The sequence below is a fragment of the Sporosarcina sp. YIM B06819 genome (assembly GCF_033485175.1).
Classification (GTDB): Bacteria; Bacillota; Bacilli; order Bacillales_A; family Planococcaceae; genus Sporosarcina.
Genome location: NZ_JAWLIQ010000001.1, coordinates 254,698 through 280,453, shown reverse-complemented (window position 1 = coordinate 280,453; position 25,756 = coordinate 254,698). Strand labels below are relative to the sequence as shown.

The following is a 25,756-nucleotide window of genomic DNA, read 5'->3' as shown; positions in this document are numbered from 1 at the left end:
AATTTCCGCGCCATAAGCGGAAATTTTACAATGAATGCCCAAATCGAACCCTATTTTACAAAAAAAAGAGCCGCACATGGAATTACCATGTGCGGCTCTACTATATTTACCCTCGAAGCAATGCCCCTGCTTCAGTTGTTAATGCATTCAACACTTTATCATGTGCTTTGACAACTTCTTCGTCAGTCAATGTGCGTTCTGGATCTGCGTACGTCAACGAGAATGCAACAGATTTCTTGCCTTCCTCAACATTCGCTCCTTCGTACAAGTCGAACAAACGAACTGTTTTCAACAGTTTGCCGCCCGCGTTGCGAATGACATGCTCAAGTGCGCCTGCGGATGTTTCACTCGATACAACAAGTGCGATATCTCTTGAAATCGATGGGAAACGCGGAACTTGTACATAGACCAATTCAGCCGTTTCAATCGCAAGGATTTTCGCAAGATTCATTTCCATCACATAGGTATTTTTCAAGTCGCGTTTTTTCTGTTCTGTCGGATGAATTTGGCCAATCAAACCAATACGTTCGCCATCATAGAAAATATTTGCTGTGCGACCTGGATGCATACCGTCAATAACAGCTTGTTCGAATGATAGACCTTCCACTAATCCAAGGCTATCCATCATGCCTTCGACAATGCCTTTTAGCACGAAGAAATCAACCATTTTCGTTTCAGCCTGCCATGCGTGATCCACCCATTTACCCGTTATCACCGCTGCCACATGCTCTACTTCCTGTGGTAGACCATCTTCTTGTTCTCCAAGGAATACCGAACCTGTTTCATACAACGCAACAGAATCCATACGGCGTGCCACGTTATATGTTGCTGCTTCCAAAAGATGTGGAATGATACTTTGGCGAAGTACACTGCGGTCCTCACTCATCGGCATCAATAGCTCCGTCACAGGTGCCGTTTCAAGTGCATAGGCTTGCGCCTGCTCTTTCGATGTTAATGAATACGACAGTGCCTGATACAGTCCTGCTCCTTCAAGGAACGCTCTCACTGTACGGCGTTTCGCCTGATACGGAGTCAAACCGCCTGGAGTTGATTCCGTAACTGGAAGTGTCATTGGGATATGGTCATAGCCGTACATACGTGCAATTTCCTCGATAATATCTTCTTCAATACGCAGATCCTGTCTGCGTGTCGGCGCGTCAATTACGAGCAAGCCATTGACAGCTTCTGTGCTGATTTGCAATCTATCTAAAATAGACAGCATCTCTTCCAGCGAGATTTTCATCCCAAGACGATGATTAATATAATCTGGTGAAACCGTTATGCGCACAGGTGTCTTGTCAAGTTCATCCACAATAACTGAACCACTTAACACTTCGCCGCCTGCAAGTTCAGCCATCAACTGAGCTGCACGTTCTGCCGCTGCAATAACACGTGCTGGATCGACACCCTTTTCAAAGCGCGTACTCGCGTCACTTCGTAGACCGATTTCTTTCGACGTTTGACGGACAGATCCCGGCGTAAAATAAGCCGATTCAATGACAACTGTTGTCGTTCCATCATGCACTTCAGAATTTAACCCGCCCATCACACCTGCAATAGCGACAGGTTCTTTGCCATTTGTAATGACAAGGTTATGCGATTTCAACGTGCGCTCTGTTTCATCCAACGTTGTTATCTTTTCGCCTTCTTCTGCCAAACGAACAACGATTTCACCCGTTCCAAGACGGTCATAATCGAACGCATGCAGTGGCTGACCGTATTCCATCAATACGTAGTTCGTAATGTCGACTACGTTATTATGCGGACGTATGCCCGCCGCCATTAAACGGTTTTGCAACCATAATGGTGATTCAGCAATTTTTACATTTTTCACGACTTTTGCTACGTACATCGGATTGTCTGCTTTTGCATCAATGCGCAATTTCAGCACATCTTCAGCTTTATCAGCCGATTCCGTATACGTAATTTCCGGCAATTGAATACCTTGTGATAAAATCGCGCCAACTTCATAGGCAACACCTAACATGCTAAGCGCATCAGAACGGTTCGGTGTCAAATCAAATTCAAGCACGATGTCGTCAAGTCCAATAAGTGGCAACGCATTTTCTCCAGGTACCGCAGTGGCAGGAAGTACATAAATGCCTTCTGCGTATGCTTTCGGGACGAGTTTACCTTCAACAGCAAGCTCTTGTAGTGAACAAATCATGCCGTTCGATTCTTCGCCGCGAAGTTTCGCTTTTTTAATTTTAAAATCACCCGGTAAAACTGCACCAGGACGTGCTACGATAACTTTTTGTCCTTTGGCAATGTTTGACGCCCCACAAATAATTTGTGTTACTTCTTCCCCAACGTCCACTTGACAAATATTCAATTTATCCGCTTCTGGGTGTTTCACACATTCCTTGACATAGCCAACCACTACATTGGTCATGCCTTGGGAACGGTCAATAATTGTATCGACTTCAATTCCTGCGCGTGTAATTTTTTCCGCAAGTTCCGCTTCGGCAATACCTTCTATATTTACGTAATCACTTAACCATTTTGTAGATACTAACATGTTATGCCCTCCTTAAACTTCCGTCCGGTGGAATTGTGATACAAAACGCACGTCATTCGTATAGAAATGACGAATATCTTCCACACCATATTTCAACATTGCAACCCGTTCAGGCCCCATACCGAAAGCAAAACCTGACACGACCGTTGGATCATAACCTGACATTCTTAAGACGTTCGGGTGCACCATACCTGCACCTAAAATCTCAATCCAGCCTGTTTTCTTACAAATGTTACAGCCTGATCCACCACATTTAAAGCAAGAAATATCCATCTCAACCGATGGCTCCGTGAATGGGAAGAAGCTTGGACGCAAGCGGATTTCGCGCTCTGTTCCAAACATTTTCTTAGCGAATAAATCAAGAGTTCCCTTTAAATCACTCATCCGGATATTTTCACCGACGACAAGTCCTTCGATTTGTGTAAACTGATGCGAATGTGTCGCATCATCGCTATCACGACGGTACACTTTCCCAGGGCAAATAATTTTAATCGGTGCACCGTTTTTCGCTTCCATCGTCCGTGCTTGAACAGGCGATGTTTGTGTGCGAAGTAGGATGTCTTTTGAAATATAGAATGAGTCCTGCATATCGCGTGCTGGATGATCTTTCGGTAAATTCAATGCTTCAAAGTTATAATAATCTTTCTCCACTTCAGGACCTTCTGCAATTTCATAGCCCATGCTAATGAAGAAGTCTTCAATGTCCTCAACAACGCGTGTCAACGGATGATGATTGCCCGTGCGCGCAGGGCGTCCTGGCAATGTTACATCAATCGATTCAGTGGCAAGCTGTTCGTTAATCGCTTGCTCCTCAAGTTTCGCCATACGTACTTCCAATACTTCTGTTACTGCTTCACGAATGACATTGACAAGCGCACCCATTTTCGGACGTTCCTCAGCCGGTAATTTCCCCATGCCTTTAAGAAGGTCGGTAATCGGCCCTTTTTTCCCTAAGTAGGCAACGCGGACTTCGTTTAATGCTTTTACATCTGATGCAGCCTCAATTTTTGCAAGGGCCTCATCTTTCAACTGTTCTAATTGTGCTTCCATTGTGATTCTCCTTTCGAAATTAACAAAAGTGTAGTACACCTGCCAAAAAAAAAAAACTCGCCCCTATAAAAGGGACGAGGACGATTTCGCGGTACCACCCTGATTATCACACCCGAAGGCATGATCACTCAAATCGGAATAACGGTCCGGCGCCGGCACATCTTTACAGCTCACGCTGGTCCTGATGGCAGCTCATGGGGTGAACTTCAACAAACACTTGCCCATCTACGCTTTCAGTCAAGGCGCAGATTCCCTTTCGGTTCGTGTGATGTTTACTTTTCCCAATCATTGCTTTTTATTTTAATTCATAACTAGTAGTATACCCGAAATCATTTTGTTCATCAACAGAGGAACTAAATATTTCCTTTGAATCTGCTGTAGTGAAATAGGCAACCTTGACATCAAACTGGACGACAGCGGGAAAACTGAGCGACCTAGCACGTGAACTCTACGACGAATTACAGCAACTGGACGACCCTGACATCAAACTGGACGACAGCAGGAAAACTGAGCGACCTAGCGCGTGAACTCTACGACGAAGTACAGAAACTGGACGACCCTGGTATCAAACTGGACGACAGCGAGAAAACTGAGCGACCTAGCACGTGAACTCTACGACGTCAAACAAACACCGTACCTGTTGGGTAACTATATTCTAGTTAATTCCTCGAATACGAATAAAGCAAGATTCCCGTTGCGACCGCAACATTTAGGGACTCGGCTTTGCCATACATCGGGATTTTAACTGTTGCGTCTGCTAATGCCAATAATTCAGGATCAACACCGCTGCCTTCATTGCCGAGAATCAAGGCGAATTCAGTTTGTGGTTCAATATCAGAATGGTTGACTGCATTTTGTAGCCCTGTACCAAGTACCTTAATACTGGCTTCTTTTGATTTCGTCACCCATTCCATTAAATCTCCCCGGACAACCGGGATATTGAAATGAGAGCCTTGCGCAGATCGTACTGTTTTCGGATTATACGGATCAGCTGAGCCTTTGCCAAGTATAACCGCATCCATTCCAGCTGCGTCCGCTGTACGAATCATTGTTCCGACATTTCCTGGATCTTGAACCGCGTCAACAAGCAAAAGTTTTTTCCATGATACGAAATCTCCCTCAGCATGTTGGGGCTGACGACAATGTGCGTAGACGCCTTGTGAGTGCTCCGTTTCTGAAATTTCTTTCGCAACAGCACTGTTGACTTCAACAATATGTACACCTTCTGTCGACCAGCCCGCAGGAAACTCAACGCCGTCTCGGATGATTAATGCAAGTATCGCCCCGTCTTTTTTTAAAGCTTCTTCAACAAGATGAAAGCCTTCTACGAGAAATTCTTCCGTTTTGTCACGTTCTTTTCGTGTTGTTACGAGTTTTTTCCAATGTTTCACAAGTGAGTTTTGTGGTGATTCAATGCGTTTCATAATCGTCGTTACCGCCTTTTTCTTTTCAGTGTAACAAATGCCCGTATAGTTGGCGATATTTGTGTCCAAAATGATGATAGGAGGTTGATAAAATGGATTTCCAAATTCGAGACGCGATTACGACAAACATGAAAAATAATTCAGCGGAAGATGTCCGTAACGTCGTCGAAGATGCCATCAAACGAGGCGAAGAACACCTATTACCAGGGCTCGGCGTGTTCTTTGAAAAATTGTGGAATAATTCGGGTGAACAAGAGAAGGCGAAGATGGCTGGAGAACTAGCACAAGTATTTGCGGCGAGTTGAATAGTTAAAGAAGAGCGTGGGTGCCAGTGCATCCACGCTTTTCTTTAACTAAACTACGTTTACTACAGACTAGGCAACATTTACGAAAAACTAAACAACATTTTCCAAAAACTATGCATCGTTCACGCAAACTAAACAATACTTTAACACTAAAAAGTCCAGTCAGTCATGACCTGGACTCCTAAGTCTATTCAATTACAACACATTAGCCAAAACTGCTTTTTGTGCATGTAGACGATTGCCTGCTTGTTGGAAGACGTATGAATTCGGTCCATCAATAACAGACGTCGCCACTTCTTCCTCACGGTGAGCTGGTAGACAATGCAAGAACATGTAATCCTCTTTCGCATGCGCTACCAATGCATCATTGATTTGAAAATCTTTAAACGCTTCAAGACGTGCTGCCGCCTCTTCTTCTTGACCCATACTCGTCCAGACATCTGTATAAACGACATCAGCATCTTGTACGGCTTCTACTGGGTTCGTTGTTGTTACTACGCTACCACCATTCTTAGCCGCTAGCTCTTGTGCTTTAACCAACAAATCTGCGTTATATTCAAATCCTACTGGCGTTGCAACCGCTGCATGCATCCCCATATGTGCTGCGGCGATGATGAGTGAGTGTGCTACATTATTGCCATCCCCAACATAGGCAATTTTCTTACCTGCCAATGATCCTTTCACTTCCAAAATCGTCAGTAAATCTGCTAATGCCTGACAAGGATGAAAAATATCCGTTAAGCCGTTAATAACTGGGACTGACGTATGCTCCGCCAATTCCTTGACCATTTCATGTGAGTTCGCACGAATCATAACACCATCCAAATACTCCGACAATACATGCCCTGTATCATACACCGACTCCCCGCGTCCGATTTGCAAGTCACGCGCGTTCATGAACATCGCATGGCCCCCAAGTTGAATCATTCCAACTTCAAATGAGATACGTGTGCGCGTTGAATGCTTTTCAAAAATCATCCCGAGTGTCTTGCCTGCTAAAATAGGTGGCATATTGCCTGCCAGCATTTCTTTTTTCATGTTATTCGCATAATCCAATAAATATGCAACTTCTTCGCTTGTATAATCAAGAAGGGATAGTAGGTCCTTCCCTTTCAATCCATTAGCAATATCACTGTTTTTCTCTTCAAGTTTCATCATATCGTCATCCCCAATCACTGTTTTCACTTTGTATATCACAGTATATAATATGCATAATTATAAAGTCAAGTGCATTTTTATAGATTTACAAAAATAAAAAAACTGCCCAGCTATTTTACTAGCTAGAGCAGTTTATTTGTTCATTCAATCAAATGTAATTGCCTTGACCGCATCACGATCTAACTTTTTAATGACTTCAACAATCAGCTTCACTGTGTTTTCGAAATCATCACGATGCAAAATTCCTGCATGCGAATGAATATAACGTGTTGGAATACAGATAGCAAGTGACGGCACACCATGTCCTGATAGATGGATAGCGCCTGCATCCGTACCACCGCCTGGAATCGTTTCGAACTGATAAGGAATGCCGTGTTCTTCAGCTGTATCGACAACGAAGTCACGCAATCCTTTGTGGGATACCATAGAAGCATCGAATAGCAAGATTTGTGGACCATCGCCCATTTTACCTGTCGCTTCTTTCGATGTAACACCCGGTGTATCACCAGCGATGCCTACGTCAACTGCGAAACCGATGTCTGGCTGGATTTTCGTAGCAGCTGTACGCGCGCCACGAAGACCAATTTCTTCTTGTGCTGCACCCACGCTGAATACAATATTCGGATGATTTTCAGCTTTCAATGCTTTCAAAACTTCAATTGCGATAGCGATACCAATACGGTTATCCCATGCTTTCGCTAGCAGGTATTTGTCATTATTCATCACTGTGAATTCGAAGTAAGGGACAACCATATCTCCCGGTAAAATACCCCACGACATAACTTCCTCTTTCGAAGTTGCCCCGACATCAATAAACATATCTTTAATATCAACCGGTTTGTTACGTGCTTCAGGCGTCAGGATATGTGGAGGCTTCGATCCGATAACCCCTGTCACTGTATCCCCTTTGCGCGTCACAATCGTCACACGTTGTGCCAGCATAACTTGTGACCACCAGCCACCAACCGTTTGGAAGGATAGAAACCCTTTGTCGTCGATTTTAGAAATCATGAAACCAACTTCATCGAGATGTCCTGCCAGCATAATTTTAGGACCATTCGCATCACCCGTTTTTTTAGCGATCAATGAACCAAGACCATCCTGGTCAATTTCATCAGCAAACGGCTCTATGTACTTCTTCATCACTTCGCGCGGTTCACGTTCATTTCCGGGAATTCCTTTTGCATCTGTGAGCGCTTTCAACATTTCTAGTGTTTCATCTAATTTCGTCAATTAATTCGACCCCCTAAATAAATCGTACATGAGTATTATATGCGAAATGGTTGCTATTATCAAAACATTTCGGATTAAGAATCGAATAAATTATGGATAACCGTACACAATTAAGATTCAGGCCTACCCGCTCCCCTAAGAATATACGGAACCGTCGTTTTGCTATCTATCAAACCCTCAAATCCGTTAGAAATATGTACATACTGTTCCGCCAGTTCTGTGCTCATCCAAGTAATTTCCTCAATTTCTTTTGGTAGTGAAATATTTATTTCCCCACCGATTATTCTCCCTGTGAAAGTAAAGAAAATAGCATGATGGCCTCTTTCTTTGAAAAACGCTTCACCCACACTAAAAATCCCACCAAGTTGTACATCTAATCCTGTTTCTTCTTTTACTTCACGAATAGCAGCCTCTTCGAGTGTTTCTCCCTGCTCGACTGCTCCGCCTGGGAGCGTGTAGTAAGAAGCCCCAGGTCCTTTATTTTTGACCAATAAGACATTCTTCTCGTGTTCGTCAACTAGCAGTACATACGCAACATCTACTCTTTTCATCTCTTCAAATCTTCTCTTCATTTTGGTGACTGTCATTGAAGTGTCAACTCCTTCGTCAGCACCCTAATAGCCTCCATGACTTCCTTCAAATTCTTTACAGTATTCATTTCATTCCTCGCATGTAGCAGAACAGGTCTCACTGATTCAACTGAACGCCCAAATTCATACATCCATTCATAGCGAGGAACCATCCACGTATGGAAATGGTGTATAGTATCTTCATTGTAAAAATAATAAACATACTCAATGCCTAAAACGTCCCTTTGCGCCTTTCGAATTTTTGAGAGTATGTTGATATAATCAAGCTTTTCTTCCTCAGTTAACTCATCAAAACACTTAATATGGCGTTTAGAAGCTAAAATAATGAGTCCCCTTATCGGGTAGGCAACATCTTGATGCGCATGGAAGTATTCAGTTTCAACTACTACACCTCCATCTGGTTCAATCACCCCACTTGTTAGTGCACAACTCAAACACTCTACTTCTATGGTCTTTCCGTTCGACAAGGTTATTGTCCTCACGAATGTCCCCCCTATATAATTAAATAACAATCTCAAATTCTTTCACATATACTGCATTTCCCGTTATCTCTATGTCATAACTATCTTGATTTTTAGAAACACTAACCCTTACACGACCATCTTTGTCAATTTCATAGCCCTGCTCTACCACAAGATTCAAGCGTTCTTCAAAAACATTGTCGATATAAGTTGCATAATATGCACCCATGACGCCTGAAGCCGTTCCTGTCACTGCATCCTCTATTGTCCCTGAATAAGGGGATGAAAAATGACGAGCGTGCATATCGGCATGTGCATCGTACGTTTCCAAACAAAAAGGATGGATCGATGCTTTTGGTATTTCTTTTAAAATGCTTGGGAATATTTCAGTATTTGGTTCCATTCTCTTGAAAGCACTAAGTGTCTTAATCGGCACTAATAGCGTCCATATTCCTGTACTACCATAGACAATCGGCAAATCTCCGTCAATATCGGCTTTCTCAAGTCCAATTGCTTGAGCCAATTCTTCGGAAGAACCCTTAAATTCTTCAAACTGTGGTGAAGCCTGTTGCATCGTTATCTGGAACGTGCCGTCCGTTAGCGACTCTATACGTATCGGCAAAACGCCTGCTCTTGTTTCAATTGTGAAGTCATCTTTTTCAGTTAATAAACCTCTAGATTTCAAAGCAAATAGCGTAGCCATTGTTGCATGTCCACATAAATCCGTTTCAAATCCCGGTGTAAAATAACGGATTCTAAGGTCTGCCACGGCTGATTGAACCGGAAATGCAGTCTCATTGAAACCAACCTTAGCAGCGATTTCTTGCATATCTTTTTCTGTTAAGTTATCTCCATTTAACACGACTCCCGCAGGATTTCCTTTATTCGGTTCTGTGCTAAATGCGTCATAATGGTAAACCGTGACTGCTTTCATTTTTTATTCCCCCAATATTTCAATTAAATAGGCATGAAATTCTCGTGCACATTCTTTGTTTCATTTTTCAGCACACATCATAAGAATTTTAACAAAGTTATCAATCTTTAGGTTACTATTAAGAAAATTAATTGTTATTTAGGAGGAGTCGTCTATGTTGGGGATGTTTTCTTATAATTGGCAAGTTAGAGATGACTGGTTTGATTGGAGTCAACAGATTTCTATCGAAGAACTTACACAAAAACGTGCGGGTGGTATGGGAAGTATATTGCATAATTTATTTCATGTAATTGATTGTGAACAGATTTGGGTTAATCAAATGAATGGAACCCCAGTTATCCTGAAAGATTTAAATGAAATTTCAACTCTACATGAGGTGATTGAGTTCTCTAACAGTACAAAATTGACCACCGAAGATTTCATTCAATCATGGACGCCTGATTGGGAGGACAAAGTCTTGGAAATGAAAAGGCGAAACGGGGATACATCCAGATTCACTTACGGGAAAATAATGCGGCATATCATTTCACATGAAATTCATCATATTGGGCAACTTTCTGTCTGGTCTAGGGAGCTTGAAATAAGACCTGTATCTTCGGATTTATTGTTTAGAGAAAAGTAAAAGACCACACCGACACTGTTGCATCGATGCGGTACCAAGGATAGACAGATTCCCATCCACTGGGCAATTGTGATTCAATCGATGCAATAGTTTGGCTTTTGAATATTGAATTCCCACTAAAATCCCCATATATCAACTACACTTCTCAGTAAAATTACTTACGTTTTTCGTGGCTATTCTTCCCGATAAATATCCAAATGAAGAGGATTACGCAATAGACCAATGGCATATAGAAGAGACTTCCCGCATCTTTTCCATTTTGAACAGAAATACCGATAAAGGACCAAATAATGACGAGTGGGAACAGTATATCTTTATAGTAAAAACGGATATACATCGCAAGTAATGTTGCGAGTAGGAGTAAAATATTGGCCCAGAATTGTTCTGACATACCAAAACCCGACCACTCATAGTACTTTAATACAAAACTTATATTCGCCATCAGTGCCACACTAATCCAACCTAGATAGATTGAAAAGGGCAATCTTCCAGAAAAATGATAATCTCCTATTGGATAGCTTCTATAAATGAGTATCAAGCTTATTAGTAAGCCAACCATTACGATAACAGATACGATAAAGTATTCATAATGCCAGCTTAATAACCATGCAACATTATAAAAACAGGTTGCTATGAAAAGAAGCCATAAAGTTGAATCCTGATTCTGGGTCGGCGAACGAAACTGTAGAAAAATCCAAATAGCTAATACAATATAAATAACGGTCCAAATAGAGAATACATATGGCGCAGGAGTAAATAAAACATCAATTTGACCTGAAATTTCACCTGTTTTTTTGCCATTAATACCTATTGTATTAGCTATTCCATTGACAACTATCATGAACAGGTAACTTAATAGTCCAAGCCACTTCATTTGGGTACCTCCAAAACAGTATTTCTAACACTATATACTACAAATTATTTGAATATACATGCAGAAGTTTAGATGCTATAAATAAATAGTCTAGTGTATACCCTATCTGTTTCAGGAAACTCGTTTACCCCGCCGATATCAACACTATTAAAAATAAACCAAGCTGATTATTTGACCTTCGGGTACAGCTCGCTAAAATAACTATTAATTTTATTCACCAACTCATCTAACGTACCAATCACCTGTTCAACTTCAGGCAAATGATAAAAGGTGCTCGTTGTGTCAAAGTCATTCACTTTTTCATCAGCCGAATATAAAAAGATTTTCTTTTCCCTACCAAGTGCAATGCCTAATTCAATATGACTTCCTTTTCCTCCGGGCAATATTATAATCACAACATCTGATGCCAATATTGCATTTTTCTCTGCTTCACCAATTACCTTTAATTCCTCAAGCGTCGAGGCCCTATCATTTTTCGTCCAATCGTATGTATGTACATAGCCTGCTGCTATCAACTTTTCACTTACATAGTTGACAGCTTTTTTGTTCTGAAAACCTGATGCAAGATAAAATTTCATATGCTCCACTCCCATATTTTTAGAAAAATAGGGACTGTCCAGAAAGTCAGTTTTCACAAACTTTTTGAACAGCCCCAGCTTTATAAATCACCAAAAGACTATTATCCATCCCTCGACAAGCACCATTGAAAACTTTTCGATCATTTGCCGGAGGTTATCGATCATTTCCTTGGCATTATCGATCAAATGCCGAAGGTTATCAATCATTTCAGCAAAGTTATCGATCAATTGGGCAGAGTTATCGTCATTTCGGGACCTTTAGCTTATCAAACTAGCTAGACATTCACCGTAGTTTAGTTATCATTTCAATTGTTTACAGCAATTCCTTACGCAAATCAGCCGCACTTTTCGGTGACAACAATCCCGGTGCAATATCAAACACTGTTTTTGCACCTGTCTCACCGTTTTGATTTAAACGATAAGCTGCTCGTGCGTAGGCAACCAAAACACTAGATGTAAACTCTGGGTTACTGTCGAGTTTTAACGAGTACTCCATCACTTGTGCATTGCCTTCACCTGTTTTGCCACTGCGAATGACAAACCCGCCGTGTGGCATAGCAGCGTGATCACGTGCCAACTCTTCTTCGGTAATAAATGTGACTGTCGTGTCGTAATCTGTGAAGTAATCAGGCATCGTCACAATCGCTTGTTTGACTTCCTCAGCATTCACGCCTTCATGCAACACCACATAGCAGTCACGCGTATGCTTTTCACGTGTCGACAGTTCAGGTAATGACCCACTACGCACACGATCCACTGCATCTGGAACAGGGATTGTATATTGGACGGCCCCTTTGACACCCGGAATTCTTCGAACTGCATCGGAATGTCCTTGGCTCAAGCCTTTGCCCCAAAACGTGTACGTCGCGCCTTCCGACAACACCGCTTCGCCATACAAACGATTAATGGAGAATAAACCTGGATCCCAGCCGACAGAAATAATTGCTGTCTTGCCATTCGGTTTTGCCGTTGCATCGACTGCCTCGAAGTATTCAGGAATTTTCGCATGCGTATCAAAGCTATCCACTGTGTTAAATAACGCAGCTAATGCCGGTCCTTGTTCAGGTAAATCGTTTTTCGAGCCGCCGCAAAGAATAAGGACATCAATTGCATCCGTGAAATTTTGAATATCATCCATTGTATGCACTGGTACTTTACTATTTAACAATTGCACATCTGCTGGATTTCTTCTTGAAAATACTCCAACCAATTCCATATCTTTATTTTGGCCAATCGCGTATTCCACTCCGCGCCCTAAATTTCCGTATCCCGCAATACCCACTCTAATTGTCATTGTTCATTTCCCCTTTCACAATTCCTCTATCTTACGATTTTAGCGTTCTGGCAAATGAAAAGCTATCATTATTATCGTTCACAAACTTACCTTTTCCAATCAGGCATAAAAAATGGTAAGGTAGAAGACGGTATATTCAAATGAAAAGAGGCTTCATTATGCGTGGTTTTGTCTATCTGATTGTATTTTTCTCGTTCTTTGACTTATTTTCACAATTACCTGTTATGAGTCCATTCGCATTGTCTCTTGGTGCATCGCCATTTTTAATAGGACTTGCCGTTGGTATGTATTCATTCTCTAACACAATTGGAAATATAATTTCAGGCTTCATGACCGATAAAAAAGGACCCTTTATTATTCTAATGATTGGACTTTTTGCAGCTGCATTATCACTTTTCCTTTATTCTTTCGCAACTGGACCTCTATCATTACTCGCTGTCCGTTTTGTCCATGGATTTATGGAAGGACTGATTGTCCCAGCGGCTTTCACTTTCCTTGCAAATCGTGCAGAAGAATCGAAACGTGGTAAAAGCGTGGCTATTTCCGGGGCATTTGTCGGAATGGCTGCCATCGTTGGCCCAGCCTACGGAGGGATTGTTGCTGCTAAGACAAGTACCCCTTTCATAATGGCTGTCAACGGCGGCATCATGCTTGTGCTAGCCACAGCTGCTTTCTTTGTCCTCCGCTCATTTACATATGTTAGCAAGCATTCTACTAAACGAGGACAGAACTTTAAAGTCAGGTATTTATTTCGTCACCCAGGTATGGTACGTGCATTTGCCGGGGCATTCTTTTTAATGTTTTCACAAGGCGTACTGGCACTTGTGTTGCCACTGAAAGTGGAAGCACTTGGCTTTGATACAAAAACGAGTGGAATGTTACTGAGTACATTTGGTGTTGTCGCCATTCTGATCTTTTTATTGCCCATTAACCGGATTTTTGACCGGGTTCGTCCGATGGTCACGTTAGCTTTCGGTATTTCTTTAATGGGAGTAGCTATGTTATTCCTGAGCCAAATTGAGCAATTAAATTACTTGTACATCGCGATGGCCATTTACGGGTCTGGATTCGCGTTTCTGTTCCCTTCCATCAACTCATTGCTCATCGATTCTTCTTCCGCAGAGTTCCGCGGGAAAGCATATGGCTATTTCTATGCCTTCTTCTCGATGGGTGTCGTTGCAGGTTCTAGTGTTATCGGGTTCCTTGACCTTACCTACAAGGGCGGTTTCATGTTGACGAGCATCATCTTACTGGCAGTTGCCTTATATACATTGCTCGGCATGAAAAAAACTAGGTCTATTGACAAAAGCTCATCGTTAGGTTAATGTCATAAACGAAATGAATACCCTGTTCGGGAGAGGTTCATAGCGACCCTCTATAAAAAACTATGGATGACGAGATTTACGCCATGTGCTTTCGATATGGCTCTTTTATTCGGCACCTATGGACCTCCCTGACAAATTATACGGGAGGTTTTTTTAATTGGCTGGAAGAGATGAAGCAACATTGTCCGACTTAACTTTGCTCGGCAATCAAAACACGAAGTACTTATATGAGTACAACCCTGGAGTACTAGAGTCGGTCGATAGTATGCATGTCAATCGCGATTACTTTGTAAAGTTCAACTGTCCTGAGTTTACATCACTTTGTCCGATGACAGGACAACCGGATTTTGCAACAATCTATATTAGTTTTATTCCAGATAAAAAGCTTGTAGAAAGTAAGTCGCTCAAGCTATATCTGTTTAGTTTCCGCAATCATGGCGATTTTCATGAAGATTGCATCAATATTATTATGAATGATTTGATAAAACTGATTGAACCGCGTTACATAGAAGTATGGGGTAAATTCACACCACGTGGCGGCTTGTCCATCGACCCTTACTGCAACTACGGGGTACCGGGCACAAAATATGAACAAATGGCCGATCACCGGATGATGAATCATGATATGTATCCGGAAACAATCGATAACCGATAAGAGGAGAGATAACAAAATGCTTTATTATTTAAATGGACTTTTCGTCGGGTTATTGATTTTATCTAACATATTGGCGGTAAAATTATTTAGTTTTGGCAGCTGGATTGTCTTACCTGCCGCAGTTATCGTCTATGTGTTCACTTATCCGATTTTAGATGTCATTACAGAAGTATACGGTAAAAAAGCCGCACATCGAACTGTATTAACCGGCTTTCTGACACAACTTTTTGCCATTATTTTTATCTGGATTGCGATTCAATTGCCCGCGGCGTCCTTTTACGAAAATCAACAAGCTTTCGAAACGATTTTCACTGCCGGATTCCGTGTAACGATCGCAAGCCTAGTTGCTTATCTCGTCAGTCAAAATCTTGATGTGCTGATTTTCAATAAACTGAAAAGCCGACACGGTGACAAGAAATTATGGATACGTAACAACGCTTCGACAATGGCTAGTCAACTTGTGGATACAACTATATTCATTACAATCGCGTTTTATGGAATTATGCCACTCGGCGCGTTACTAACTCTTATCGCGACACAATATGCGTTCAAATTTGTCGTGGCCATTTTGGATACACCTATTGTCTATCTACTGGTCTCGATTTGCAGAAAAAAAGAAGCTATACATGGTAGCAAATCAGTTCCTGTACAGATTTATTAACCATTACAAAAAGAGTAGGTGCATGTGCCTACTCTTTTTCATGTTCTTACTATCGTATACGCTTTAATTTCTTGCATAAACGCTTCGCCATAACGTTCCAGTTTGGCCTGTCCGACTCCATTCACCTCGAGGAAATCCTCTTCGGTAACAGGCATTCTCACCGCCATGTCTTGCAAGGATTTATCCGAAAAGACAACGAATGGCGGTACACCTGCGTCTTGTGCCAGTTGGCGCCGCAAGGCACGAAGTTGCTCAAACAATGGATTGTCGGCTGTAATTTGTTTCGTAATGACAGACACTTTGCGATGTACTTTCACGCCTCCCGTTAAGACATCCTTCCCCCGCTCACTAACATAAATAATCGGGAATGGCCCATTTTCGACCCCGAGATAGTTTTCCGAAATAATGAATTCAATGAAATCGGAGATATCTTTTGCACTCCGATCTTTCATCAAGCCATAAGTAGGTAGTTTTTCAAATCCGAATTCGAGCACTTTCTTATTACGGGACCCCGTCAATACTTGCGCGATCATGGTCTTGCCGAAGCGTTGCTTCATGCGGATGACACAGGACAGCACCTTTTGAACGTCTACCGTGACATCTGAACTTTCACGCGTATCGGTACAATTTGCACAACGACCACAATCCACAACATCAGTTTCCCCGAAATACGTAATGATAAATTTCTGCAGACACGCTTCCGTGTGGCAAAAATCAATCATCGACTGTAATTTTTCCAGTTCTGCCGGGATGCGGTTTTCATCCTGGGACTGATCAATCAAGAAACGTTGTGTTTGGACATCCTGTGATGAAAATAATAATGTGCAAGCACTATCCAGTCCATCTCGCCCAGCACGGCCTGCTTCCTGGTAATAACTCTCCATGTTTTTCGGCATTTGGTAGTGAATCACATATCTTATATTAGATTTGTCGATTCCCATACCAAAGGCATTCGTCGCGACCATCACTGTTGCTTCATCCATCAAAAAACGATCTTGCTCGGATTGCCGTTCAACGTCTCCTAAGCCTGCATGATATTTCGCAACGGCTACCCCGCTTTTGCGCAATGTTTCGTGCACAGAATCAACGGCTTTGCGTGTTGCTGCGTAAATGATACCAGCTTCCCCATCATTTTTCTTCACATAGTCTTTGACGAATTTCTCACGGTCCTGCCCTTTAACGACGGAAAAAGTGAGATTGGCCCGTTCAAAGCCAGTCATCACCGTATTCGCTTCACTAATGCCGAGCTGTCGGCAAATATCTTCTCGTACATCTGGTGTCGCAGTTGCCGTCAGTGCCAGGACGACCGGCTTGTCCTCAAATAAAGAAACGATACTACTAATATTGCGATAGCTTGGACGGAAATCATGGCCCCATTGGGAAATACAATGCGCTTCATCGATAGCAATCATCGGAATGTTCATTTGGCGCAACTGATTTTTGAAGGCTGGTGAGTCAAGCCGTTCCGGTGCCACATAGAGCAACTGATACTTGCCTTCCATCGCTAGCTCCATCGTGCCGAAATACTCTTCCGATGATAATGAGCTGTTAATGTAAGCTGCGGGAATGCCTACTTGATGGAGTGCATCGACTTGGTCTTTCATGAGGGAAATAAGCGGTGAAATGACGAGAACGGTCCCTTCCATGACAAGTGCTGGCACTTGGTAACAGACCGATTTCCCGCCTCCTGTAGGCATAACGCATAGGGTATCTTGCCCTTGCATAACCCCACGAATGACTTGCTCCTGCCCCGTTCTAAAGGAAGGATAGCCAAAGTATGTGGTTAAAATGTTTAAAGCTTGTTCGATGTGAATCATCTCCTCGTTCTTTCGTCAAAGAAAAAAGCACCGGGATGGGTGCTTGTTAAGTTAAAAAAGCAATCTTTCTTCGTCACGACTATGTATTTCATTCACCACTAGTAATGAATGAAAACGGTGAAGCACAGCTGGGCTCAAGTTTTCTGTCGCGCGAAGCTCTCCGATATCTTTGACGATAATCCGCATTAAATCATGATCGCGTGTCAACTGAATGACCGTATCTCTCAACTCCGGCTTCTTCGTTGCAACTTCATCGTAAAATCCAGCCTCTTCCGAATCTGCATGTGCAATAATGCGAGTAGTCCAGTAATCTACCAGCGCATCCGCTGCTTTATTAGCCGTTTCTAAATCACCTTTTTTTAAGTAATCCATCATATCATTGGTCTTATCAATTGCTCCAGCTAAGCCACCTTCGTGGATTGCGTGATGGGAAGAAAGTTGTTTTAATGCGGGTCCTGATTTAGGTACTGAATTAGATGCTGTCATTCCAATCATCCTTTCATCATATAAGTTTTGAAACTTACTGAATAGAGATAAACATACACTAACAATACCAGATTGAAAAGAATTTTGGAATGAAACCCTGTCGATTCAAGTCAAACAAATGTCGTCGTCATGACAGCCTTCCCCTCTGCTACTTTGACTTGTGCGAAAGCACCATTGACGAACGTCATTTGCGGAGGGACATGCCCAATATCTGCGTCATAGACAATCGGAAGTCCTGTCATCTCAGCCAACCGCTCCATTGCATCGACAGCGGTAAAGCCATCTTGTGCTTGACCAGCAGCTGTTCTACCAAAAATGATTCCAGCCGTGTGATCAAACCAGCCGGCATTGTGTAGCTGAAGAATGGAACGATAAAAATCAGGCGCATCCATATCACAATTTTCGAGTGCCCAAATAATTTTATCGCCTGCAATAAATTTTTCACGAAATGCTTTGACATCACCGAAAGGCGTGCCAACAAGATGACGAACTGTATCGATACAACCAGACAAGATGCGGCCTTCGAACTGGACAGGTCGATTACCAATCGTTTTCCACTCTGTCTCCAAATCTAGTTTAAAAACAAATGGATCTGGAGGTGCGAAATGCTGCCACTCCGATTGGAATTTTTCGGATGATTGCTGAATAATCGTATCTCCCTTAGAAGCCTTAAGTACGTCCAAAAATTTAGATGTGACAGGATCCCATTCATCACTCCTCACATCGATGAAGTTCGTAGCATGGACTGTTGCAATACCTGTCATCAATGTAATTGGTAACAATAACGTACTAGTATCCGAATAACCGACAACCCATTTTGGTGTTAATTCGTCAAAAGGAAGAAACGGTAGAATTTCTGATAAAAACTCACCACCCCAAGGAGGGATAATGGCATGAACTTCATCATCCACCATCATTTTCATAAATTCCGCCAATCGAATATCTTTTGGCGCAGATGTTAGTTTGTCATCCGTCCAAACTGTTTCTCCGAGCTCTACCATATAACCTCTTCGCTCGAATTGATGTGCTGCCTGTCTTAGTAAATGATGCAATTCACTCGCAACACCCGATGATGCTGCGGTTACGCCGATTGTTTGACCTTTTACAAGTGTTTCAGGATATCGAATCATCGTCATTCTCCTCCTTGTTACTTTAATTATTTTATTTATCATGGACTTCATTAATAATTTAGTCAACTCACTTCCGAAATAAATAAATTTCGACAGAAAATTCTAAAAACCTACTTTATTTTATCGGTTAAAAGGACTATAATACTAATAACAACTAAAAAGTCCCTATTTACATAGTTATAAATATTCATTTACTGATTATATTCTTCATAAGGAGTGAGCAGCATGTCAATTCAACAACTGAGTCCTTCTATAATTATTTACGGTATTCCTGGCATTATTTTATTTAGCATTGCCTGTGTGATTATTACCCAGAATTACCGAAGTACAACGAATCGACTAATTGCGGTATTAGTATTTCTTTATAGTTTTATTTTTTTCGAAGAGTTTATCAGAAATTTACTCCCAGCTTCCTATGATTATATTATGCTCCACTTATCTTTCGGACCTATAGGTATACTAATCATTTCGATTACATTTCATTTCTTTATCCATATAACCAAATTTGCTGAACGCATCAAGATACCCTTGTACCCTGCCATATGCTATATCCCTTTCGTCATCATCTCACTTGTTCTACTCTCTACTATAAATGATTTTACACCTACAGAAAATATCCAAGAAGGGATGTGGACTATATCCATCTTCAATCTTCCTTACTATCAAACACTGTTAATTGCTAACATAATCATGGTCGTTTTTATAGCAATTTTATTGAACGGCCTCAAACATACAACTTCTCCCGCTCGTCGCAAGATATTGCGCTTATTTATAGGTGGAACTTTTTTCGGTTTAGTCATTACATTTGTATTCGAGTATCCAAATTTCGGTTGGCCTTTTCCTCCCCATCCATTTTTAATATTAGGAATCATTTTCCCTATTTTACTAACCATTTCTGCTGTTAAATTCAATCTTTTACCGTCTGCCGTTCAAAAGTATCGAACGATGTTTAACTTGATCCCCATTTCGATTACACTCGTGAATAGTGATTGGGAAATACTAGAGTTAAATGACTACTCTCGAAAAACCATTTTTCAACATGGCTATAAAACACTCAATTTGCTAGATTTTGTCTGTACCGATGAGAACAAAAAGGTACTGCATAATTTCATTGAACTTCTACAAGAAAAGGTGACATTGCATAATTATCCAATAACCTTCCTAATGAATAATACATTACAGACGATTCATTATACTGTGGAAGCATCAACGATTTCCCTGGAGGAAGAGAAGCTATTTTATTTAGTGTGGAGAGACGTAACCGAGGAGATTGAAAATGATCGATTAATCGAACATTTAGCATATCACGATGCACTTACTACATTGCATAATCGCGCCTATTTCGTTCCTAAAGTAAAAGAACAGCTGACGAAACTTGCAGCTAGCTCATCAAAAGAAGCTGCCCTTATATTGATCGATCTAAATCGGTTTAAACGAATAAATGATACTTATGGACATGCCATAGGGGATCAGGTATTGCAACATACTGCAATGCTATTAAAACAATCTGTTCGAGTAAATGATTTAGTTGCCAGATTAGGAGGAGACGAATTTGTTGTTTTTTTGGAGAATCTCCCGACACAACGATCTGTTGTCGATTGGAGAAAACGATTTGAAGAGAGCTTTACCCAAAACCTATTTGTATCCGGTTCTATAACCTTACAAATTAAGCCTAGTATCGGTATTGCCCACTTCCCAATAGATGCGGATAATTTCGAGGATTTGTTCCAATTGGCAGATTCAAAAATGTATGAACATAAATTACAATCTTGAAATAATGATGAATAGACTGAATGATATTTACGACAAAATCCACTCCAATTGAATGGAGTGGACTTCTTTATTCACAAATTAAATCCATCAAACAAAACGCCGGTAAACTTTTTTCCCATCATACGAAAAGATGATTTGCTTATTCTCTACATACGTTTCTAGATGGACAATACGTCCCCATAATCGATGAATATAAGGGAGTACATGCTCCAAATAACGGACATCCAGTTCCTTTTCATCAAATTGGTGGACTAAATACAATTCTCCATTACGCAAGTAATCCCCATTTTCAACGACAATATAGGGAAATCCTCCATTCACTCGCATCGCAACAAGCTGATCTCTTACCTCTTCATGATCTTTCGTTGTGATGCGGTAATCCCCCCTCTTTTTTTCAAACAAATACAAGTCACCTTGCTGAACCAAATCCTTAGTTAAATAGTTGCGCATGAAAGAAATATCCGATTCAATTTCTCTCACTTCAAACATTTTTTCTCTACCTGAATTCGGTTTGACACCAAACCTTTTCATTTCTTCCGTCGGATGATTATATCTTTTTTCGATATCTTCGAAAATTTTCACGCCGAGATAGTAAGGATTGATGCTTGTTTTAGAAGGCTGTACAACGTTGGCATTTAACGTCGCAAACTCGATAGTCTCATCCGTCGTTAAATCCATTTCTCTAATAATCCGCTGATGCCAATAGGATGCCCAGCCTTCATTCATAATCTTAGTCTCCAGCTGCGGCCAAAAATAAAGCATTTCCTCGCGCATCATCGTTAAAATATCACGTTGCCATTCTTCCAACTGACGACTATATTTTAAAATAAATAACAGGAGATCTTTTTCTGGTTTTGGCGGTATTTTATGAATCGGATGAGCCTTTTTACTGTTATCAGCTTGTTGCTGATCCAAATTCCATAAATCATCATAGGCTGTTTTTCGTGCAACCTCTTTCTCTTCCACAACATCTTCTGGTAACTGATGCCTTCGGATGGAAGGGTCAATATGTTCCTGAATCCCTAAAACAGCATCTAGAAAACGTTCTACCTCATCTTTGCCGTAGAGCCTTTCATAATTCGCAATCCGCTCTGCCGTCGCCGTCATACTTTCCACCATGTCCCGCCTCGTATTCGAAAATCGGACATTGTTTTTGAAAAAGTCGCAGTGTGCAAGGACATGGGCAATAATGAGCTTATTTTGAATCAGGCTGTTGGTATCCAACAAAAATGCGTAACATGGGTTGGAGTTAATGACTAATTCATAAATTTGACTTAACCCGAGATCATATTGCAGCTTCATTTTATGAAACTGCTTGCCAAAACTCCAATGCGTGAAACGTGTAGGCATGCCATATGCACCGAATGTATAAAGGATATCAGCCGGGCATATTTCATAGCGCATCGGATAGAAATCCAAGCCAAACCCACTGGCGATTTCCGTAATTTCGTCGATCGCATACTCAAGTGCACGTTGATTCGTCAATCGGATCCCTCCGATTCTCCATTATTGAAGAATTTTTTCAGCGCATGGTACACATCTTTATTTTCCTTCAAAATATAATGACGAAACTTCGGATGCTCGATTTTTTTATAAGTAGCCATTAATGTCGAAAACCGGCTATGGGCATTAACTTCGCCATACCCAAAAAGACTAGAGACTTCCATCAGTTCATGCACTAGCTTCATACACTTGTCATTATCCGAGGACATATTTTCTCCATCAGAAAAGTGGAATGGATAAATATTATAGCGCGAGGGATGATAGTGCTGTTTAATGAGCTCCAATGCCTTCTCATAAGCCGATGAACAAATCGTTCCCCCGCTCTCCCCTTTCGAAAAAAAGTCTTCCTGTGTCACCACTTTTGCTTCTGTATGATGAGCAATGAATTCGATTTCGACCGTTTCGTACTTTGTATGCAAAAACTTCATCATCCAGAAAAAGAAACTTCTAGCCATATATTTTTCGAAGTTCCCCATCGACGCACTCGTATCCATCATCATGAGCACAACTGCTTGAGACTCCGGTTTTTCAATGTTATTCCATGTTTTAAAGCGCAAATCATCATTATGAATCGGCGCAATTTGAGCTTTCCCTTTAATGGCATTTCTTTTAATGGCCGTTAAAATGGTCCGCTTTTTGTCAATATTGCCCAGTAATCCTTTTTTTCGGATATCATTGAATTCGATTTCCTCGTCTGTTATTTCAGCCTGTTCTTTTTGCTCTAAGTTCGGTAATTCCAGTTCATCGAAAAGAATATCCTCAATTTCTTCCATCGATACTTCCGCTTCATAATAATCCTGCCCAGCTTGATCGCCAGCTTGTTTTCCTTGCCCTTGACCATTTTGTGCCTGCTTACCTCCACTTGCAACAACATCATCGACTTGGCTGCTACCATCGCCTTGCCCGACATGTTTTGACTTGTCATGATTATAGCGGATTTTATATTCATCCAAGGAACGGATTGGAATTTTGATAACATCTCGCCCATTGGACATAACAATATTTTCCTCGCTAATTAAATCTGGCAAGTTACTACGTATTGCTTCTTTCACTTTATCCATATGACGTTCTTGATCTAGATGACCTTTCCGATGAAGGGACCAGTTTTCCTGTGACACGACAAATTGATTTTGTTGTTCGCTCATTCCCATTCACACCTATCTATTGAGCGTTATGGTACCAAACTCTTTCCTAATTATTTATTGCCCCTGCAGACTGGGTAGATGCGTAATCTGCAGGGAGAGTGGATTCTTTGAAACTCTAAAGGCAAACTACCAGACTATAAGGCCAATCGGCTAAACGCTGAGGACAATCCCCTTAACTGTCAGTGCAACGCCATTATCTGTTCAACAAACTTCCGACATACCGTAGTAATTCATTGGCCGAAATAGAATTATAACCATGTTCATCAATTAGCCTCGCAACGACTTCATTGATTTTCTTCAGATGTGACTCATCAGGCGTTTTAGAAGACGTTGTAATCTTCACGACATCTTTCAAATCGGCAAATAATTTCTTTTGAATAGCTTCACGTAAACGGTCATGCGATTTATAATCGAAACGCTTTCCTTTGCGCGCATATGCAGATATACGAATGAGTATTTCCTCTCGAAATGCTCGTTTGGCATTCTCTGATATCCCAATTTGTTCTTCGATGGAACGCATAAGTTTTTCGTCCGGGTTCATTTCTTCATCCGTTAACGGGTCCCTCAATTTATTTTTATTGCAAAAGGCTTCTACATTATCCAAATAGTTATCCATCATGTTCACTGCCGATTCTTCGTATGAATAAACAAATGCTTTTTGCACTTCTTGCTTGGCAATTTCATCATATTCTTTTCGGGCAGCCGCGATATAATTCATATACTTCGCACGGTCTTCCTGTGAAATCGAAGCATGCTGATCAAGTCCATCTTTTAATGCGCGCAAGACATCAAGTGCATTGATGGCTGGTATTTCCTTACGAATAATGGCTGAAGAAATACGATTAATGACATAACGTGGATCAATGCCATTCATTCCTTCGTTCGGAAACTCCTTCTTCAGGCTATCTACGTCCATCGGGTTAAAGCCTTCTACACTTTCTCCATCATATAGATACATCTTTTTCACAACATCAATGCCTTGTTTTTTAGAAATTTCTAGTCGAGTCAAAATGGAGAAAATCGCTGCCACTCGTAAGGCATGTGGTGCAATATGAACGTCTGCAATATCACTTTCCTTAATCATTTTTTCATAAATCCGTTCTTCCTGGCTTACTTTCAAATTGTACGGTATCGGCATCACGATGATTCGTGAGTGCAAAGCCTCATTCTTTTTATTGGCAATGAAGGAACGATACTCTGTCTCGTTTGTGTGGGCAACGATAAGCTCATCTGCACTGATCAATGCAAATCGGCCTGCTTTAAAATTCCCTTCCTGCGTCAAGGACAATAAATGCCATAGGAATTTCTCATCTAACTTCAACATTTCTTGGAACTCCATCATGCCACGATTCGCTTTGTTTAATTCGCCATCAAAGCGATAAGCACGCGGATCTGACTCGGAACCAAATTCGGCAATCGTTGAAAAGTCGATGCTGCCTGTCAAGTCGGCGATGTCTTGTGATTTCGGATCAGAAGGCGTGAACGTACCAATACCGACTCGTTTGTCCTCTGAGAAAAAGATACGTTCGACAATAACATTTTCAATTTGACCGTCATATTCCTGTTCCAATCGCATCGTATTGAGTGGAGACAAACTGCCTTCAATGCGGACGCCATACTGTTCCATAAAGTCCTTGCGTAAATGATGTGGGATTAAATGCAGGGGATCCTCATGCATCGGACAGCCTTTGATGGCGTAAACTGCGCCTTCATCCGTTCTAGAATAGCTTTCCAGGCCTCTTTTCAACAAGGTTACAATGGTCGATTTCCCTCCACTGACCGGCCCCATTAACAACAAAATCCGTTTACGAACATCGAGCCTTTTAGCAGCGGGATGGAAATATTCTTCAACGAGCCTTTCAATTGCCTCTTCAAGACCGAATATTTCTGCTCCAAAAAAGTCGTACAGCTTGTGCCCGTCTCTTTCCACTAAACCGGAACTTTTAATCATATGGTATACACGTGAATGTGCCGTTTGAGCAACTTCTTTTCTTTCTTTCACAATGTCCAAGTATTCAGCAAACGTGCCTTGCCATTTCAGCTTGTTTTCTTCTTCCCGGAACCTTTTCACTTGATTTAATATATCCATCATATTCCCTCCAGTCAGGGCATGGTTTTATCCATAGTATGCGTAGGAAGAGCTTATGATGCAGGGCAATCAAGAAAAGCGCAGGGCGTTTGCAGTTAGATAACACAAAAGCACCCGATTCCAAAACAATA

Annotated in this window: 23 protein-coding genes, 1 riboswitch and 1 other annotated feature; of the genes, 6 read left to right on the top strand and 17 right to left on the bottom strand. The window is 41.4% G+C overall.

Going from position 1 to position 25,756, the window contains the following annotated elements:
• Positions 1-106: 106 nt before the first annotated feature.
• The 3 genes from pheT to R2B72_RS01350 all read right to left on the bottom strand — a co-directional run bounded on the left by pheT (position 107) and on the right by R2B72_RS01350 (position 4,992).
• Positions 107-2,518, bottom strand: coding sequence for a phenylalanine--tRNA ligase subunit beta (gene pheT, locus R2B72_RS01360; RefSeq protein WP_318614325.1), 2,412 nt, complete (start codon positions 2,516-2,518; stop codon positions 107-109).
• Positions 2,519-2,530: 12 nt separating this feature from the next.
• Positions 2,531-3,568, bottom strand: a complete 1,038-nt coding sequence (pheS, locus tag R2B72_RS01355; RefSeq protein ID WP_318614323.1) for a phenylalanine--tRNA ligase subunit alpha — start codon at positions 3,566-3,568, stop codon at positions 2,531-2,533.
• A gap of 67 nt (positions 3,569-3,635) precedes the next feature.
• Positions 3,636-3,866, bottom strand: a binding site (T-box leader).
• A 361-nt stretch (positions 3,867-4,227) separates the two neighbouring features.
• Positions 4,228-4,992, bottom strand: a complete 765-nt coding sequence (locus tag R2B72_RS01350; protein WP_318614322.1) for an RNA methyltransferase — start codon at positions 4,990-4,992, stop codon at positions 4,228-4,230.
• 92 nt (positions 4,993-5,084) lie between these two features.
• Here R2B72_RS01350 and sspI point away from each other — a divergent pair, with 92 nt between their 5' ends.
• Positions 5,085-5,297: a small acid-soluble spore protein SspI gene (sspI, locus tag R2B72_RS01345; protein ID WP_318614321.1), complete on the top strand. Its 213-nt coding sequence runs from the start codon at positions 5,085-5,087 to the stop codon at positions 5,295-5,297.
• A gap of 195 nt (positions 5,298-5,492) precedes the next feature.
• On the opposite strand, the gene argF is transcribed toward sspI, so the two are convergent.
• The 5 genes from argF to R2B72_RS01320 form a co-directional block, all read right to left on the bottom strand.
• Complete coding sequence (gene argF, locus R2B72_RS01340; RefSeq protein ID WP_318614320.1) at positions 5,493-6,455, bottom strand: ornithine carbamoyltransferase; 963 nt, start codon at positions 6,453-6,455, stop codon at positions 5,493-5,495.
• Positions 6,456-6,599: 144 nt separating this feature from the next.
• Complete coding sequence (locus R2B72_RS01335) at positions 6,600-7,688, bottom strand: M42 family metallopeptidase (RefSeq protein ID WP_318614319.1); 1,089 nt, start codon at positions 7,686-7,688, stop codon at positions 6,600-6,602.
• Between the two features lie 110 nt (positions 7,689-7,798).
• Positions 7,799-8,239: an NUDIX hydrolase gene (locus R2B72_RS01330; protein WP_318614364.1), complete on the bottom strand. Its 441-nt coding sequence runs from the start codon at positions 8,237-8,239 to the stop codon at positions 7,799-7,801.
• Between the two features lie 32 nt (positions 8,240-8,271).
• On the bottom strand, positions 8,272-8,760 hold the full coding sequence (locus R2B72_RS01325) for a diadenosine tetraphosphate hydrolase (protein WP_318614318.1): 489 nt from the start codon (positions 8,758-8,760) through the stop codon (positions 8,272-8,274).
• A 19-nt stretch (positions 8,761-8,779) separates the two neighbouring features.
• The gene (locus R2B72_RS01320) at positions 8,780-9,673 is read right to left on the bottom strand and encodes a PhzF family phenazine biosynthesis protein (RefSeq protein WP_318614317.1); all 894 of its coding nucleotides are present in this window, start codon (positions 9,671-9,673) and stop codon (positions 8,780-8,782) included.
• Positions 9,674-9,827: 154 nt separating this feature from the next.
• Here R2B72_RS01320 and R2B72_RS01315 point away from each other — a divergent pair, with 154 nt between their 5' ends.
• A complete protein-coding gene (locus R2B72_RS01315; protein WP_318614316.1) occupies positions 9,828-10,295 on the top strand; it encodes a DinB family protein in 468 nt (155 codons plus the stop codon).
• 154 nt (positions 10,296-10,449) lie between these two features.
• Here the strand turns inward: R2B72_RS01315 and R2B72_RS01310 are convergent, their stop codons facing one another.
• The 3 genes from R2B72_RS01310 to R2B72_RS01300 all read right to left on the bottom strand — a co-directional run bounded on the left by R2B72_RS01310 (position 10,450) and on the right by R2B72_RS01300 (position 13,041).
• Complete coding sequence (locus R2B72_RS01310) at positions 10,450-11,169, bottom strand: TspO/MBR family protein (RefSeq protein ID WP_318614315.1); 720 nt, start codon at positions 11,167-11,169, stop codon at positions 10,450-10,452.
• A 167-nt stretch (positions 11,170-11,336) separates the two neighbouring features.
• Positions 11,337-11,747: a nucleoside 2-deoxyribosyltransferase gene (locus R2B72_RS01305; protein ID WP_318614314.1), complete on the bottom strand. Its 411-nt coding sequence runs from the start codon at positions 11,745-11,747 to the stop codon at positions 11,337-11,339.
• Between the two features lie 313 nt (positions 11,748-12,060).
• Positions 12,061-13,041: a diaminopimelate dehydrogenase gene (locus R2B72_RS01300; protein ID WP_318614313.1), complete on the bottom strand. Its 981-nt coding sequence runs from the start codon at positions 13,039-13,041 to the stop codon at positions 12,061-12,063.
• A gap of 158 nt (positions 13,042-13,199) precedes the next feature.
• On the opposite strand from R2B72_RS01300, the gene R2B72_RS01295 reads away from it, so the two are divergent.
• The 3 genes from R2B72_RS01295 (at position 13,200) to R2B72_RS01285 (ending at position 15,682) form a co-directional block, all read left to right on the top strand.
• Positions 13,200-14,366, top strand: a complete 1,167-nt coding sequence (locus tag R2B72_RS01295; protein WP_318614312.1) for an MFS transporter — start codon at positions 13,200-13,202, stop codon at positions 14,364-14,366.
• Between the two features lie 26 nt (positions 14,367-14,392).
• Positions 14,393-14,436: riboswitch (PreQ1 riboswitch) on the top strand.
• Between the two features lie 87 nt (positions 14,437-14,523).
• Positions 14,524-15,021, top strand: a complete 498-nt coding sequence (gene queF, locus R2B72_RS01290) for a preQ(1) synthase (protein ID WP_318614311.1) — start codon at positions 14,524-14,526, stop codon at positions 15,019-15,021.
• A gap of 16 nt (positions 15,022-15,037) precedes the next feature.
• Positions 15,038-15,682 (top strand): queuosine precursor transporter, encoded by a 645-nt coding sequence (locus tag R2B72_RS01285; protein ID WP_318614309.1) that lies wholly within the window; start codon positions 15,038-15,040, stop codon positions 15,680-15,682.
• Between the two features lie 38 nt (positions 15,683-15,720).
• Here R2B72_RS01285 and recQ read toward each other — a convergent pair whose 3' ends face one another.
• From recQ to R2B72_RS01270, 3 genes are all read right to left on the bottom strand, one after another.
• The gene (gene recQ, locus R2B72_RS01280; protein ID WP_318614308.1) at positions 15,721-17,499 is read right to left on the bottom strand and encodes a DNA helicase RecQ; all 1,779 of its coding nucleotides are present in this window, start codon (positions 17,497-17,499) and stop codon (positions 15,721-15,723) included.
• Between the two features lie 51 nt (positions 17,500-17,550).
• Positions 17,551-17,985: a hemerythrin domain-containing protein gene (locus R2B72_RS01275; RefSeq protein WP_318614307.1), complete on the bottom strand. Its 435-nt coding sequence runs from the start codon at positions 17,983-17,985 to the stop codon at positions 17,551-17,553.
• A 110-nt stretch (positions 17,986-18,095) separates the two neighbouring features.
• Positions 18,096-19,121 (bottom strand): LD-carboxypeptidase, encoded by a 1,026-nt coding sequence (locus tag R2B72_RS01270; protein ID WP_318614306.1) that lies wholly within the window; start codon positions 19,119-19,121, stop codon positions 18,096-18,098.
• A 219-nt stretch (positions 19,122-19,340) separates the two neighbouring features.
• Here R2B72_RS01270 and R2B72_RS01265 point away from each other — a divergent pair, with 219 nt between their 5' ends.
• A complete protein-coding gene (locus tag R2B72_RS01265; RefSeq protein WP_318614305.1) occupies positions 19,341-20,888 on the top strand; it encodes a diguanylate cyclase in 1,548 nt (515 codons plus the stop codon).
• An 87-nt stretch (positions 20,889-20,975) separates the two neighbouring features.
• Here the strand turns inward: R2B72_RS01265 and R2B72_RS01260 are convergent, their stop codons facing one another.
• The 3 genes from R2B72_RS01260 to R2B72_RS01250 form a co-directional block, all read right to left on the bottom strand.
• A complete protein-coding gene (locus R2B72_RS01260) occupies positions 20,976-22,373 on the bottom strand; it encodes a SpoVR family protein (RefSeq protein WP_318614304.1) in 1,398 nt (465 codons plus the stop codon).
• Positions 22,370-23,536, bottom strand: coding sequence for a sporulation protein YhbH (gene yhbH / locus R2B72_RS01255; RefSeq protein ID WP_318614303.1), 1,167 nt, complete (start codon positions 23,534-23,536; stop codon positions 22,370-22,372). Before yhbH ends, R2B72_RS01260 begins: the two co-directional genes overlap by 4 nt.
• A 193-nt stretch (positions 23,537-23,729) precedes the next feature.
• Complete coding sequence (locus R2B72_RS01250) at positions 23,730-25,625, bottom strand: PrkA family serine protein kinase (RefSeq protein WP_318614302.1); 1,896 nt, start codon at positions 25,623-25,625, stop codon at positions 23,730-23,732.
• Between the last annotated feature and the right edge of the window lie 131 nt (positions 25,626-25,756).

What these genes read in the sequence shown, in the direction of transcription:
- R2B72_RS01270 (WP_318614306.1), bottom strand. Translation starts at nt 19,121, where the DNA reads ATGACGATGATTCGATATCCTGAAACACTTGTAAAAGGTCAAACAATC.
- R2B72_RS01310 (WP_318614315.1), bottom strand. Translation starts at nt 11,169, where the DNA reads ATGAAGTGGCTTGGACTATTAAGTTACCTGTTCATGATAGTTGTCAAT.
- R2B72_RS01305 (WP_318614314.1), bottom strand. Translation starts at nt 11,747, where the DNA reads ATGAAATTTTATCTTGCATCAGGTTTTCAGAACAAAAAAGCTGTCAAC.
- sspI (WP_318614321.1), top strand. Translation starts at nt 5,085, where the DNA reads ATGGATTTCCAAATTCGAGACGCGATTACGACAAACATGAAAAATAAT.
- R2B72_RS01330 (WP_318614364.1), bottom strand. Translation starts at nt 8,239, where the DNA reads ATGAAAAGAGTAGATGTTGCGTATGTACTGCTAGTTGACGAACACGAG.
- R2B72_RS01320 (WP_318614317.1), bottom strand. Translation starts at nt 9,673, where the DNA reads ATGAAAGCAGTCACGGTTTACCATTATGACGCATTTAGCACAGAACCG.
- pheT (WP_318614325.1), bottom strand. Translation starts at nt 2,518, where the DNA reads ATGTTAGTATCTACAAAATGGTTAAGTGATTACGTAAATATAGAAGGT.
- R2B72_RS01295 (WP_318614312.1), top strand. Translation starts at nt 13,200, where the DNA reads ATGCGTGGTTTTGTCTATCTGATTGTATTTTTCTCGTTCTTTGACTTA.
- R2B72_RS01350 (WP_318614322.1), bottom strand. Translation starts at nt 4,992, where the DNA reads ATGAAACGCATTGAATCACCACAAAACTCACTTGTGAAACATTGGAAA.
- yhbH (WP_318614303.1), bottom strand. Translation starts at nt 23,536, where the DNA reads ATGAGCGAACAACAAAATCAATTTGTCGTGTCACAGGAAAACTGGTCC.
- R2B72_RS01315 (WP_318614316.1), top strand. Translation starts at nt 9,828, where the DNA reads ATGTTGGGGATGTTTTCTTATAATTGGCAAGTTAGAGATGACTGGTTT.
- R2B72_RS01300 (WP_318614313.1), bottom strand. Translation starts at nt 13,041, where the DNA reads ATGACAATTAGAGTGGGTATTGCGGGATACGGAAATTTAGGGCGCGGA.
- R2B72_RS01265 (WP_318614305.1), top strand. Translation starts at nt 19,341, where the DNA reads ATGTCAATTCAACAACTGAGTCCTTCTATAATTATTTACGGTATTCCT.
- R2B72_RS01250 (WP_318614302.1), bottom strand. Translation starts at nt 25,625, where the DNA reads ATGGATATATTAAATCAAGTGAAAAGGTTCCGGGAAGAAGAAAACAAG.
- recQ (WP_318614308.1), bottom strand. Translation starts at nt 17,499, where the DNA reads ATGATTCACATCGAACAAGCTTTAAACATTTTAACCACATACTTTGGC.
- R2B72_RS01285 (WP_318614309.1), top strand. Translation starts at nt 15,038, where the DNA reads ATGCTTTATTATTTAAATGGACTTTTCGTCGGGTTATTGATTTTATCT.
- pheS (WP_318614323.1), bottom strand. Translation starts at nt 3,568, where the DNA reads ATGGAAGCACAATTAGAACAGTTGAAAGATGAGGCCCTTGCAAAAATT.
- R2B72_RS01275 (WP_318614307.1), bottom strand. Translation starts at nt 17,985, where the DNA reads ATGACAGCATCTAATTCAGTACCTAAATCAGGACCCGCATTAAAACAA.
- argF (WP_318614320.1), bottom strand. Translation starts at nt 6,455, where the DNA reads ATGATGAAACTTGAAGAGAAAAACAGTGATATTGCTAATGGATTGAAA.